Raw genomic sequence first — 12,660 nt, 5'->3', positions numbered from 1 at the left:
GTTCAAGTCCCCCCTCGCCCACCGAGGAGCGACCGGCGGGTGCGGCGGTCGGAGGCCGCGAGTCGTCGTCGGGCTTCGTTTTTCGGAGCCGGGCGCGCCGCATTGTGGCGGCGTCGCTCAGGTGCGGGCGACCAGGGGGACGAGGACCTCCTCGCCCGTCTCCTCGTCGACGGCGATGCCGTACCCGCACAGCTCGGCGAGCAGCGCCCGCCCCTCGTCCGGACCGGTGGCGATGAGCTGGTCCTCGTCGTGCAGCACGACGTCCTTGCGGGGGCGGTACAGGTAGCGCCCGCCCCGGCGGATGGCCAGCAGGTAGAAGCCGGTCTCGGTCTCCAGGCGCAGGGACCCGAGCGACGCGCCGGCCGCCCGCGACCCCCGCGCCACCGGCACGCGGGCGACGACCTCGTCGGCCTCCCCGAAGGCCAGGGCGAGGATGGGGTGCAGCTCCTCGCCCTGCTCCACCGGCCAGATCATCTGCTGGGCGGCGTCGCCCAGGGACTCGGCGGCCGCCGACAGGTGGAGCAGGCCCCGGAGCGGGGAGGGGTCGGGGGACGTCGACGCGGCGCGCAGCACCCAGGTCTCCAGGCGTTCCTGCATCTCGTCGAGGCGGTCCTCCAGGTGCGTCACCTCGGCCGCCAGGCCGGGGTCGCGCAGCACCACCGCCGAGTAGGCCAGGCCGACGGCCACCTCGGAGATGTTCTTCATCTCGACCACGGCGTCGATGGCCCGGTCGAGGTGGGTCTCGGAATCGGGGGCGGCCGGGGGGATCCAGGGCGACTCGCCGGCCAGCCGGCGCAGGGCGGAGACGCTGCCGCCCGGACCGCGGGCCAGCACCATGTCGTCGGGGAGGAGGACGACGTCGTCGGCCACGTCGGTGTTCCACTCGCCGCGGCGGCGCAGGGCGACGATCCCCATGCCCAGCTCGGTGGGCAGCTCGAGGTCGCCGACGGTGCGGTGCGCCATCTCCGATCCCTCGCGGACGCGGACCTGGTGGCTGACCTCCTCGGCGGCCGACAGGTCGGCGACCAGGGCGGCGGGGATCCCGAGGCGGTGGCTGACGATGCGGCCGATGTCGACGGCGGCCAACCCGATGCGCTCGATGGCGCTCACCACGTCCAGCACGGAGGCCATGGCGTCGGCGTCGCGCGGCGAGCGGGCGGCGACCACGCACATGGTCCGCATGTCGTGGGCGAGGTCGGTGAGCTCGTCGCCCAGCTCGTCGATCTCGGCGACCATGTCGGCCTCGCCGTAGTAGAGGGCGGCGTAGGCGATGTCGACCATGAGCTCGGAGATGTCCTTCGCCTCCGACAGCAGGGTCCTCAGGTTCCGGGGTCTGTCGTCCATCGCTCCGTCGACTCGAGTGGCTCCACGTTAAACGGCTCTACGACAGCCCGAGAAGCGCGATGGCGATCACCAGGGAGAAGGCCCCGACGAAGTCCACCGACGAGCTGACCACCGGGATGCCGTAGGTGTCGGGGTCGACCCCCGTGCGCACGGCCGCGATGGTGCCGTAGTAGGCGACGACGACCACGAACGCGACGGCCACCGCGCCCGCCAGCAGCGACACGAGTGCCATGTCGACGGCGCCCGGGCTCTCGTGCAGCAGCAGCCGGCTGACGAAGTGGGCCCCCACCCCGTTGAACAGGTAGACGGGCAGGGAGAGCAGGAAGACGAGGGCGATGTCGCCCCGGGCCTCCCGTCCCGGCACCGCCCGGGGCGGCACCACGCCGAGCACCAGCTTGGTCGTCAGCCGCCCCGACAGGATCCCACCCAGCGCGCCGGCGCTGCTCAGGTGGGCGGGCACGAGCACGAGGAGGGCGGGCAGCGAGGCGAACGCCGCGAACCGTCGCTCGAGGACGATGCCGGCCATGGCGCTCACCGCTCCGGCCACGGCGAGGATGGGCAGCGACTCGCGCACGATGCGCCGCAGCAGCGCCAGCCTCGACATGACGCCGACGTACAGCGCCGCCGCGGCCACGCCGAGCGCCACCAGTCCCAGCAGTGGCGTGACCACCGTGATCCCGACGAGGAACGTGGCCACGAACAGGGCGGGGAGCGTGAACACGTCGCCCATGGTCGACACCAGCGGCGCGGTCACGTTGTCCAGGTCCCAGCCGTGGCCGACGGCCCGGGAGGTGAGGAGCAGGGCGCCGACCAGGACCAGGGCGGAGGCGATCAGGCCGCCCATCACGGAGATGAGGGCGAGGTCGAGCACCGAGACGGTGCCCTCGATTCCGAGGGCCACGGCCACCGCCTTGGCGATCACGGCGAGGAGGCCGGACATGGTGAGGGTCAGCACCATCACGGCCGCCACGTTCTGGCCGAGGACGTTGGTCCGCCGGAACTTCAGCTCGAAGGTGCCGGCGTGGATGGTGGTGCTGATGCGGTTGCCGAAGGCCCCGAAGATGTTGCCCCGCAGGCCGATGGCCGCCGGCACGAGCACGAGGAGGCCCGGGAGCTCCTCGAAAGTTCCGGTGATCGACCCCAGGAACGCGCCCGCCACCAGGCTCGTCGTGCTGTTGAGGCCGAGGGCGATCAGGCTCTGGCGGACCGCCTCGGCGCCGGGGCCCAGCAGCCCGCTGAGACGGCGGGCCAGCCAGCGGACCGGCCGCGGCCGGCGGGCCGCCAGGTCGGCGACCTGCTGGGCGCTAGCGCGTGCGCCGGCCCGGGCGCGGGCGGGGACCTGGCGGGCCCGGCGGGCCCGGCGGGTGGGCGACGAGGGGCGCGCCACGACTGGGAGGCTCCCTCACGACCATGTCCGGATCATACGGGGCCGCGGGCCGGGCCGACCGTGTTTCCGGCCTGCCGGGCGACGGTCGACCGTCGAGGTGATTGGCGTAGCGTGGCCGGAGATGGCCCTCAGCCCCCGACGCCGCGGTCGGCGCCGGCCGCGCTGGCTGCTCGTCGGCGTCGTGGCGACGGCGGTCGTGCTCATCGTCAACGGCGCGTTCTCCAGCTCCGAGAGCCCGTCCTTCCGGCTGGCCCAGCTCGCCTACCTCGACGAGGTGCGGCCCGAGGTCGACCGTTCGACGGCCCAGGGCGCGGCGATCGACGAGATCCGCGGCGAGGCGCTGACCCTGGGCAGCCAGGGCGTCAGCCGCCGCCTGGCGCGCGTCTCACGCGAGGCCGAGGCGGTGCTGGCGGCGGTGCAGGACGCCGACCCACCCGAGGTGCTCGAGACCTCGCACACCATGCTGGTCGCCACCGTCGCCATCAGGGCAAGGGTCGCTGCCGCCGTCGAGGAGGGGATGCGCCTCGCCTTCTCGGACGGGCCGCCCGAGCCCGCCGTCGACGCCCTGGCGGCGGCGGGCGAGGAGATGGTGGCCGCCGACCGTACCTACGCGGTGTTCGTCGACGCCCTGCCCCGGCCCGAGGGGGTGATCGCGCCGCTCCTGCCGGCGTCGGTGTGGGCGTCGGACCCCGGCCTGTGGGCGCCGCCGGAGATGGCCGCCTTCGTCGCGTCCATCCGCTCGAGCACGACTCGTACCCCCGTCCACGACGTCGGGGTGCTGGCGGTGACGACCGATCCCGTGGCCGTTGCGACGGAGGGCAACGCCACCGTCCTCCCGCTGGTGCGCACCCTGCGCCTCGACGTCGTGGTCGCCAACACCGGCAACTCGGCGGAGAAGGGCGTCCCCGTCGTCGCCACGCTCATCGGCCCCGCCGGTGAGGTGGACACGGCCCGGGACTTCGTCGACCTCGAGCCCGGCCAGCGACGGTCCGTGCCCCTCGGCGGCCTGCGTCCCGTCCCGGGCGGTCCGTCGACGTTGACGGTCATCGTCGGCCCCGTCGAGGGCGAGTCGTCCATCCCCGACAACGAGCGGTCGGTTGGCCTGGTGATGCGCGGGTAGGAACGGGGCCGGGCACGGGCGTCGGGGGTAAAGGCACCCTCCGGCGCGCCCGATACCTAACCGACAAGCGCCAAACGGAGCGTCGGTCGTCCCATCGGAGGTGGTGGCCCGAGAGCCACGCCGTCCGATGTGGCCGGTCTGGCCGTCGCCCCGGCGCAGGGAGGGGATGGGCGGATGGCTGGTACCGAGGTCGGGACGCCAAGGACGGCGAAACGGTGGGCGGTGCTGGCGATCGCCGCCACGATGGTCGTTCCCGCCGCCGCCGATGCCGCGCCCAAGAACGGGGGCAGCAGCTGCAACGGCCGCAAGAGCACCTGCCCGGCAGCCGACACGGCGGCGCCGGTCGTCGGGTGGACGGCGCCGACGGGCGGCGCCTCCACGCCCGGGTCGTTCACGGCGTCGGGGACGGCATCCGACACCGGGGGGATCGCCCGCGTCGAGGTGAGCGTCGACGGCGGCGCCTTCGCCCTGGCCGTGGGGACGACGTCATGGTCGGCGCCGGTCGACGGTCTGCAGCCCGGCTCCCACACCCTGGTGGCCCGGGCGACCGATTCGGCCGGCAATGCGGCCTCGGCGACGGTCGACGTCACGGTGCCCGCTCCCGACGAGGCACCCACCGTGGCCATCACCTCCCCGGCCGACTCTTCGACGGTCTCCGGCGTGGTGGACCTGGCCGGCAAGGCGTCCGACGACGTCGGGCTGGTGGCCGTGGAGATCCAGGTCGACGGCGGCGCTTTCGTGGCCGCCTCGGGCACCACGGCGTGGTCGCATCGGTGGGACAGCGCCGCCTACGCCGCCGGGAACCACATCATCACGGCGCGGGCGACCGACTCGGCCGGCAACGTGTCGGCGTCGTCGATCACCGTCACGGTGGCGGCCGACGGTGCCGGCACGGCCATCCAGGACCCGAACGCCCGCTACGACCTCTACCCGCTGGGCCGCACCCGGCTGCCGACGTGGGGGTCGCTGACGGGCGTGCTCTACACCGAGGTGGTGACCAACCGTCGCGCCGTGTGGTTCCGGGACGCCGCCACCGGCACGTCGAGCTACGTGGACCTGCCGTCGGACGCCCTGACCGGGTGGAGCGCGGCGGCTGCGCAGATGGCCTCGGCCACCGAGCTGTGGGTGTTCGGCGGCCAGGGCCCCATGACCCTGCGGCGCTACCAGCTCTCCGGCTCGCCGGTGCCGACGTCGGCGACGCTCCTGGAGAGCCGCTCCTTCGGCGACACCGACAGCCGGCCCGGCGACCTCGTCGTGCTGGCCAGCGGCGGCATCGTGGCCGCCTGGCACCAGCAGGGCGCCACCGGGCCCGAGGGGCAGCACGTCGCGTACCGCAGCCCCGCGGGCGAGTGGAGCGCTCTGCCGGCGCTCACCTTCATGTCGACCCGCTCGAGTGACCAGGTCCTGGCCCAGCACCCGGCCGACCGGAGCGTCTGGCTGTTCTCGAACCCCGACGCCTGGGGCGCCGTCGGCGCTGCTCGCCTCGTCGAGGCCGACGGCACGCTGGCCGTCGACTGGACTGACGGGTTGTTCATCTACTCGAGCCGGGTCGGCGTCTACGGCTCGGACCCGGAGAACCCGAATCTGGCGGCGGCCGCCGACCCCGGCACGGGCACCATCGCCCTCGCCTACCAGAGCGCCGACCGCAAGTACTTCTCGGACGGCAGCCGCACCGTGGTCGGCAGCCGGATCGCCGTGGCCCGGGTCGGGGCCGACCGCAGCCTGGCGTTCGTGCTCGGCGACGAGTACGCCGAGCGGGTGTCCGACGTCGGGCTGGTCGTCGCCGGTGGCGACACGTGGATCACCTACCGCCCGGTGGACGAGGCGACCCTGACCTGGGTCGGCGTCGCCGCCGCCCGGGAGCGGGGCGGGACGTGGGATGTCGCCCTCGACTTGGGCGCCGGGACGGGCGATCCGGTCGCGTACGGGACAGGCCGGGCCGAGGTCTCCACGCGCATGGTGGACGGGCGGATCCACCTGTTCTCGCTGTAGGCCGGGACGCGCCGAGGGGGCCGGCTGGCGGCCGGCCCCCTCGACGGTGATGCCCGAGCCCGCTAGGCGTTCGGTCCTCGGGCGAAGTACTCGATGCTCACCTTCACCCGGTCACGCTCGTCGTTGTCGAGCAGCCGGCTGCCGCTGCAGCTCGAGGTGGCCGCCGCGGTGACGTCCGAGCCGGTCGGGTCGCAGCCGTGCCCGATGGCGGCGAGCGTCGACGAGTTCGTGGCGTTGCCGTTGTTGTCGGGGCTGGGCCCGGCGACGTTCCCCTTGCACTGGAACGTCCACGCCTCGGTGGGAGACAGGACCTTGTCGTCGCCGGTGTCGCCGCTCACGTAGGCGAGCGCCGTGTTGTCGCAGAGCTGGCCGGTCTCGAAGGTGATGACGCTCTCGCGGGATGCCGGAGTGGGCGGGGTCAGCGGCGCATCACCGTCGTTGGTCTCCACGAAGGTGTAGGTCACCACCGCCGAGGCGGTCACGTCCAGCTTGGTCGACGGGGCGATGACGGTGACGGGCGCGCTCTTCTGCTCGTCGGCGTCGCAGTAGCGGCCGGGCGTGCCCGTCGCGCCGGGGACGTTCGTGCACGACGGCGTCGTCCAGGTGACGACGCGAGCCCTCGACGTGCCCTTCAGCACCGTCCCCGTCCCCGTGAAGGTGAGCGTGAAGCTCTCGTCGGGGGCGGTCACCGTGCAGGTGTAGGTCCAGGTCTCCCCCTTCTCCAGCAGGTCGTCCTGGTCGCCGCCGGTCTTAGTGGGTGTCGCGGCGAGCCCGGTATTGCAGGCGGTGGCCTCGGCCGTCGTCGCCCCCGCGCCGGGAGTGGCGGTGACGGCGACGTCGGCGAGGGCGAGCGAGGCGTCGAATCCGGCCGGCGCGGTCCCGTCGTTGGTCTCTACGACCGTGTAGGTGATGGTGTCGCCCTGCTTGACGGTGTCCGGGCTGCGGGTGACCGTGAGGTTCGTGCCCGGGATGATCGTCACCGACTTGGCGCTGTCCTGCTCGTCGGCGTCGCACACGGCGGTGGTCGGGGCCGGGAACGGCAGGGCGGCGGTGCCGCAGACGGTCACGTCGCCGAAGGCGGACGTGCCGTGGCCCACGGCCCTGATCGTGGTGGTGCCCGCCGCCGCCAGGGCCGGGACCGTGCAGGTGAAGGTGGCGGTGGCGCCGGTGGCCAGCGTGGCGACAGAGGCAGGCGACAGCGTCGAGTTGCAGACGGCGTTGTCGGTCACGACGTAGACGTTCGTCAGGGCGACGTTGCCGTCGTTCTTCTCCCGGAACGTGTAGGTGACGGTGTCGGGGTTCGACGCGCCGCCGACGACCACCTCGGGGCTGGTGAGCGTCGGCGTCGCCAGGCCGGTCATGGTGGTGGACGGGCGGCACGTCGGGAACGACCCGCGGGAGAAGTCGTGGATGGTCGACGTGGGGCTGGTCGAGCTGCGGGTGTTGGCCACGAAGGTGGCGAAGCAGCCGCTCACCTGGGCCACGGGCACCCGCACGAACCCCTCGTAGAAGGCGTTGACGTCGAGCCCCCCGCCGTTCTTGTCCGGCGACGGCCAGGGCTTGTCGGGGCCGGTGGCGATCTCGGCGGTGTTCACGATGCCACAGGCGCTGTGCGAACCGGCCGGCGCGCACAGAGCGCCCGTCACCAGCGGGGTGTCCACGTCGAGGAACCCGTTGGCGCCGCCCTTCCACAGGTACGCCGTGACGGAGGCCTGGGTCCCGCCGTTGCTGAAGCCGGCGGCGACGAAGATGTCGCCGTCCTTGTGGTTGCCGGTGAAGGCGGGGGCCTTGCCGCCGCTGGTCTTCTCGCAGTCGACCGAGCCGTCCTTCAGGAACCAGAACCCCATGGCACCGTCGCCCTCGGTGGCGGCCCGCTCGATGCCGAAGAAGAGCAGCTGGTCGCCGGCGGCGAAGGTGCTGGTGGCCGCCGGGACCTCGTAGATGGTGCTGTAGGCGTTGACGATGTCGAACTTGCCGCCCAGGTTGTTGGAGTCGGTGCACGACCACCCGGAGACGTCGAGGGTGTCCTTGCTCCCCCCGGTGAAGGTGCTGGTGTCCGGGAAGGCGTGGTCGGCGTCGAACCCGGAGTCGACGAAGCTCGCCGGCAGGGGCGTGAGGCGTGCCCCCGCCGAATTGAAGAAGGTCGTCCAGTCGAACGGGGAGCCCGCGGGGCTGTCCGCCGTGTTCCCGTCGAGCTCGAAGACGTTGGCGTGGGTGGCTCCCGCCAGGTTGGGCACGAGCGCGGCGCCGAGCACCAACGCCGTGGCGGCACCCGCCCATCGCCCGACGCTGCCCAGCCCCCTCGACCTCTGCCGACCTGCCTTGGCCATCGCCAGCCCCCTCTGCGCTCGTTGGGGACCTTCGCCGCAGACCAGAGCGCGCGCGACCATCTGGCAGCGCCGCCGTCGCCGGGCTTAGCCTCGACCCCCAAGGATGTCCGTAGGTCAAATGACCTACGGGCCAACCAATAGACGATCCCGTGCGGGATTTCTAGGGGCCAAAGACCTGGTCCACTTGGGGCGGGACGGAGAATGGCCCGATTTCTCGTTTGGGCGACGCCTTGATCGCCCGGAGCGATCTCCCGCTACGTCCCGCGCGGTCAGCCGGCCTCGCCGCCGCCGTCTCGGCGTTCCGGCGGTGCCTGCCGGCGCACCTCCGCCTCCGCCCGGAACACCACCTCGCGCAGCGGCAGGCCGGTGCGACGGGCGATGCGGGCGGCGTCGTCGTGCTCGACCTTGACCCGGCCCGGGCTCACCTTGATCCGCACCGGGACCCCCTCCACGTCGACGGCGAGCTCCCGGCGTGACCGGGGCCAGCGCTCCATGGTCGTCCCCCGCACGCCGAGCGAACCGGTCTCGGCTGTCAGCACGCCGGCGACCTGGGCGGCGAGCGCCGGGTCGCACAGCGCGCTCACGGTGTGTGCCGGCCGTCCCTTCTTCATCACGATCGGGGTGATCCACGCGTCATGGGCGCCGGCCTCGAGCAGCACGGCGACGGCGTGGGCCAGCGTCTCGCCGGTCGCGTCGTCAACGTTGGCTTCTAGCAGGACCACGGGTTGCCCGGGGGTCGTGTGGCCGGACGCCGGCGTCTCTTCTGCCGTGCCGATGACGACCTGCGTGGCGTTGGGAAGGTCGCTCAGCTCGCGCGACCCGGCGCCGAAGCCGGTGGCGACGACCGTCATGGGCGGTAGCGGCCCGTAACCCGACGTGAGCGCGGCGAGCAGGGCGGCGCCCGTCGGCGTGGTCAGCTCGACGCTCACCTCGCGTCCGTACGTCGGCGCTCCGCGGAGAAGCTCGACCACGGCCGGCGCCGGGTTCGGCAGCCACCCGTGGGCGCTGCGGACCATCCCGGTGCCCGTGGCAACGGCGCTGGCGTACACGATGTCCACGGCGAGCAGTTCGAGGGCGGAGCACGTGCCGACCACGTCGACGATGGCGTCGATCCCCCCCACCTCGTGGAAGTGCACCTGCGACGGGTGGCGGCGGTGCAGGCGGCCCTCCACCTCGGCGAGTGCCGCGAAGGTGGCGAGCGACCGCTCCCGCACCCGGGCGGGCAGTCGCGCCTCCTCGATCATCGCCTGGATGTGGCCGTGGGTGCGGACCACGGCCGAGTCCTCGGCCCGGACCTCGACCTTGGTGGCCGCGATGCCCGACCGCTGGACGGGATGCGCTTCCACCGCCCAGCCCGAGAACGGGAGGCGCCGCAGCAGCGCCCGCACCTCCTCGAGGTCGGCGCCGGCGTCGATGAGGCTGCCGAGGGCCATGTCGCCGGCGATCCCGGCGAAGCAGTGGAACCACGCGATCGTCGTCATCAGCGGAACATCCGGGCCACCGCGCACGCGGCACCGAACCCGTTGTCGATGCCGACCACGGTCACGCCGGCCGCGCACGACGACAGCATCCCGAGCAACGCGGTGATGCCCTCGAAGGAGGCTCCGTACCCGGCGCTCGTCGGCACGGCCACCACCGGGGCGGCGGCGATGCCCCCGACGACGCTCGGGAGAGCGCCTTCCATGCCGGCCACCACGACGATGGCATCGGCCTCGGCGAGGTCGTCGACCGTCGCCAGGAGCCGGTGGACGCCGGCCACGCCGCAGTCGGCCAGCAGCTGGGGGCGGAAACCGTTGGCGGTCAGCGTGGTGACGCACTCGTCGGCCACCGGGAGGTCGGCGGTGCCGGCCGTCACCACGAGGATGCGCCCGGGTCGCTCGGCGGCGGGGCGCCACACCACCATGCGCCCTCGTCGCTCTCCGCCCGGGTTGCGCTCGAGCGCGGCGGCCGCCTGGGCGTCGTCGGTGCGGGTGAGCAGGACGGGCGACGAGCCGGGCTGGGCCAGCAGCTCCGCCACGATCTCGGCGCAGTGCGCCGGCGTCTTCCCCGGTGCGTACACCGCCTCGGCGAGCCCCTGGCGCAGGGCGCGGTGGTGGTCGACCCGGGCGAAGCCGAGGTCGGCGAACGGCAGGCGCCGGAGACGGGCCACCGCGTCGTCGGGCGCGAGGTCGCCGGAGCGGACGTCGTCGAGCAGCCGGCGGAGGGTGGCCTCGTCCATTGTCCCGTCCAGTATCCGGGAAATCCGGCGGTGCTGTCCTCCTGCGGACCTAACCTTCCGCGATGCCGCGCATCGCCTTCCTCGGGCCGCCGGGCACTTTCACCGAGGAGGCCCTCCTCACCCAGCCCGACCTGGCCGAGGCCGACCTCGTCCCCATGCGTTCCATGCCTGACGTGCTCGCCGCCGCGCAGGCGGGCGACACCGACCTCGGGTTCGTCGCCCTGGAGAACTCCATCGAGGGGACGGTCAACGTCACCCTCGACTCGCTCATCTTCGACAACGACCTGCTGATCCGGCGCGAGGTCGTCCTCCCGGTGAGCCTGGCCCTGCTCGCCCCGCCGGGGACCGCCATTGGGGACATCGAGCGGGTGGTCTCGTTCCCGCATGCCACCGCCCAGTGCCGTAGGTGGTTCGCCCGCCACCTGCCCGGGGTGACGCTGGTGGCGTCGAACTCGACGGCCGAGGCCGCCGAGGCGGTGGGGCACGACCGCCCGCCGGGAACGGCCGCCGTCGGCACCATCCTGGCGGCCAAGCTCTACGGGCTCGACGTGCTGGCGCCGTCCATCGGCGACCATCCCGACAACGCCACCCGCTTCGTGCTCGTCGCCCGCGGCGGCATCCCGCCGGCCACGGGGCACGACAAGACCAGCATCGTGTGCTTCCAGAGCGCCGACCGCCCTGGCAACCTGCACGCCATCCTCGGCCAGTTCGCCGCCCGGAACATTAACCTCACCAAGCTCGAGTCCCGCCCGACCAAGCGCGGTCTCGGCAACTACTGCTTCGTGATCGACCTGGAGGGCCATGTCGACGACGAGGTCGTGGCCGACTGCCTCCGCGACCTCCACTCGCAGCTGGCCGACCTCAAGTTCCTCGGGTCGTACCCGGCGGCGGGCGAGCACGGCCCGGGAATCCGCCGCGACGCCGACGCGGCGTGGAAGGCGGCGGACGCCTGGATCGACGACATCCGCACGCGGATCCTCCCCCCCGGTGAGCCGGGCACGGCGGCGCCGCCCGGCTAGGTACGCTGACCGTCCTCGGAGGGATGGCAGAGCGGCCGAATGCGAGGCTCTTGAAAAGCCTTGGGCGCGAGCCCCGTGGGTTCGAATCCCACTCCCTCCGCCGCAGGTTGAGATGTGTCTGATTCAACGGCGGACATCGGCTTCGAGACGGTGATTCCATTCGTTGGCCGCACCACGTACCTAGCGGGCGTACGCGGCGCTCACCCCGGCCAGGCCTCGACGGGGTACGCCGACGTGGGGACCACGACGGTGGCGGCCAGCTTGTCGTGCCAAGTCTGCTTCTCGGGGTCCCAGAGCATCCAGAAGTACCCCAACAGGCACGGGATGCTCGAGATGATGCGACCGACGTAGCGGATCAACGCCCGCGAGGAGCCGATGGCTCCCCCCGTACCGAAGTCGACGACGCGGATGTTCGCCGCCCGCTTCCCGAGGGTCTGCCCAGACGGGCTGCCCTCCAGGTAGGCGTAGTAGGCGAGACCGGCGACGATCCCGAGGACTGACCCGAGCGCGAACCCGAGGACGACCCGGAGGACGAAGCTCACCACGGCCAGCACGATGCCGTCGATGATGGCGGCGACCAGCCGCTCGCCGAACCCCGCTCTCGGCCCCGAAGGCGTGCCACCCGCTGCGGGGCCGGCGTAGTCAGTCACGCTGTCTCCTTCCGTTGGTCGGGCACGTCGGTCAGCCGACGCCGACGCGCCACAGCTGGTACGCCCATAGCGCCGTCACCGCCACCCCGGGCACCCACCACGGGAGCGGAATCGACGACGGTCGCCGCACCGCCAGGAGGGCCCCGGCGGTCACAACGGCGACCAAGCCGGCTGGGTTGGCCGCGGCGGCGTCGGGCCACCGCAGGTGGACGGCGTCGGTGACGCTGGTCGTCATCCCGCACAGCGGGCACGGGATCCCGGTAAGCGATCGCAGTGGGCAGGCGACGCCCGGCTCACCCGGGATCCATCCGCGGACCAGCGCGGCGCCGAGCATCAGCGCACCGGCGGCGCGCAGCTGAGCGAGGTCGAGCATGACCTTCGCCCCGGACCTCGTCGCTGCGGCCGATGCCATCGGAGCGCACGCTACGGGGTGCAGCGGCGCTGTGCACCGACCCCCTCTCAGTGAGTATGGAACGGCCGGCCCGTTCCGCATCTTGCGTGGATTGCCCACCATGAGGCGGACCGAGCCACATACGGAAGGAGCCGGCCGTGTTGATCCATGTTCCCCCTGAGGTTCGCGTCCTGGCAATGGACGTGCAC

Annotated in this window: 10 protein-coding genes and 1 tRNA gene; 4 read left to right on the top strand and 7 right to left on the bottom strand. The window is 72.9% G+C overall.

The window, feature by feature from the left end; translation table 11 throughout:
* Nucleotides 1-117: 117 nt before the first annotated feature.
* Together VM242_11910 and VM242_11905 are read right to left on the bottom strand one after the other, a co-directional pair.
* Nucleotides 118-1,344 carry a TrkA C-terminal domain-containing protein gene (locus VM242_11910; GenBank protein ID HVM05867.1) on the bottom strand — a complete coding sequence of 409 codons (1,227 nt, stop codon included), beginning with the start codon at nucleotides 1,342-1,344 and terminating at the stop codon, nucleotides 118-120.
* Between the two features lie 37 nt (nucleotides 1,345-1,381).
* Nucleotides 1,382-2,731: a magnesium transporter gene (locus VM242_11905; protein HVM05866.1), complete on the bottom strand. Its 1,350-nt coding sequence runs from the start codon at nucleotides 2,729-2,731 to the stop codon at nucleotides 1,382-1,384.
* A gap of 121 nt (nucleotides 2,732-2,852) precedes the next feature.
* Between VM242_11905 and VM242_11900 the strand changes: the two genes are divergently transcribed.
* Both VM242_11900 and VM242_11895 read left to right on the top strand, forming a co-directional pair.
* Nucleotides 2,853-3,851: a hypothetical protein gene (locus VM242_11900; protein ID HVM05865.1), complete on the top strand. Its 999-nt coding sequence runs from the start codon at nucleotides 2,853-2,855 to the stop codon at nucleotides 3,849-3,851.
* Between the two features lie 174 nt (nucleotides 3,852-4,025).
* Nucleotides 4,026-5,843, top strand: coding sequence for an Ig-like domain-containing protein (locus VM242_11895; GenBank protein ID HVM05864.1), 1,818 nt, complete (start codon nucleotides 4,026-4,028; stop codon nucleotides 5,841-5,843).
* A gap of 62 nt (nucleotides 5,844-5,905) precedes the next feature.
* Here the strand turns inward: VM242_11895 and VM242_11890 are convergent, their stop codons facing one another.
* From VM242_11890 to larB, 3 genes are all read right to left on the bottom strand, one after another.
* Nucleotides 5,906-8,173, bottom strand: a complete 2,268-nt coding sequence (locus VM242_11890; protein ID HVM05863.1) for a hypothetical protein — start codon at nucleotides 8,171-8,173, stop codon at nucleotides 5,906-5,908.
* 269 nt (nucleotides 8,174-8,442) lie between these two features.
* On the bottom strand, nucleotides 8,443-9,654 hold the full coding sequence (larC, locus tag VM242_11885; GenBank protein ID HVM05862.1) for a nickel pincer cofactor biosynthesis protein LarC: 1,212 nt from the start codon (nucleotides 9,652-9,654) through the stop codon (nucleotides 8,443-8,445).
* Complete coding sequence (gene larB / locus VM242_11880) at nucleotides 9,654-10,391, bottom strand: nickel pincer cofactor biosynthesis protein LarB (GenBank protein ID HVM05861.1); 738 nt, start codon at nucleotides 10,389-10,391, stop codon at nucleotides 9,654-9,656. The genes larC and larB overlap by 1 nt, the downstream gene beginning before the upstream one ends.
* A 62-nt stretch (nucleotides 10,392-10,453) precedes the next feature.
* On the opposite strand from larB, the gene pheA reads away from it, so the two are divergent.
* Nucleotides 10,454-11,410, top strand: a complete 957-nt coding sequence (pheA, locus tag VM242_11875; protein ID HVM05860.1) for a prephenate dehydratase — start codon at nucleotides 10,454-10,456, stop codon at nucleotides 11,408-11,410.
* Nucleotides 11,411-11,427: 17 nt separating this feature from the next.
* Nucleotides 11,428-11,510, top strand: a tRNA-Ser gene (locus VM242_11870).
* A 100-nt stretch (nucleotides 11,511-11,610) separates the two neighbouring features.
* On the opposite strand, the gene VM242_11865 is transcribed toward VM242_11870, so the two are convergent.
* Both VM242_11865 and VM242_11860 read right to left on the bottom strand, forming a co-directional pair.
* Nucleotides 11,611-12,060 carry an RDD family protein gene (locus tag VM242_11865; GenBank protein ID HVM05859.1) on the bottom strand — a complete coding sequence of 150 codons (450 nt, stop codon included), beginning with the start codon at nucleotides 12,058-12,060 and terminating at the stop codon, nucleotides 11,611-11,613.
* A gap of 31 nt (nucleotides 12,061-12,091) precedes the next feature.
* Complete coding sequence (locus VM242_11860) at nucleotides 12,092-12,472, bottom strand: DUF2752 domain-containing protein (GenBank protein HVM05858.1); 381 nt, start codon at nucleotides 12,470-12,472, stop codon at nucleotides 12,092-12,094.
* Nucleotides 12,473-12,660: the final 188 nt, after the last annotated feature.

This window comes from Acidimicrobiales bacterium (genome assembly GCA_035540975.1).
Taxonomy (GTDB): Bacteria; Actinomycetota; Acidimicrobiia; order Acidimicrobiales.
The sequence above is the reverse complement of the archived record's forward strand: the minus strand, read 5'-3'. Positions and strand labels throughout refer to the sequence as shown.

What these genes read in the sequence shown, in the direction of transcription:
- pheA (HVM05860.1), top strand. Translation starts at nt 10,454, where the DNA reads ATGCCGCGCATCGCCTTCCTCGGGCCGCCGGGCACTTTCACCGAGGAG.
- VM242_11860 (HVM05858.1), bottom strand. Translation starts at nt 12,472, where the DNA reads ATGGCATCGGCCGCAGCGACGAGGTCCGGGGCGAAGGTCATGCTCGAC.
- larB (HVM05861.1), bottom strand. Translation starts at nt 10,391, where the DNA reads ATGGACGAGGCCACCCTCCGCCGGCTGCTCGACGACGTCCGCTCCGGC.
- VM242_11895 (HVM05864.1), top strand. Translation starts at nt 4,026, where the DNA reads ATGGCTGGTACCGAGGTCGGGACGCCAAGGACGGCGAAACGGTGGGCG.
- VM242_11900 (HVM05865.1), top strand. Translation starts at nt 2,853, where the DNA reads ATGGCCCTCAGCCCCCGACGCCGCGGTCGGCGCCGGCCGCGCTGGCTG.
- larC (HVM05862.1), bottom strand. Translation starts at nt 9,654, where the DNA reads ATGACGACGATCGCGTGGTTCCACTGCTTCGCCGGGATCGCCGGCGAC.
- VM242_11890 (HVM05863.1), bottom strand. Translation starts at nt 8,173, where the DNA reads ATGGCCAAGGCAGGTCGGCAGAGGTCGAGGGGGCTGGGCAGCGTCGGG.
- VM242_11910 (HVM05867.1), bottom strand. Translation starts at nt 1,344, where the DNA reads ATGGACGACAGACCCCGGAACCTGAGGACCCTGCTGTCGGAGGCGAAG.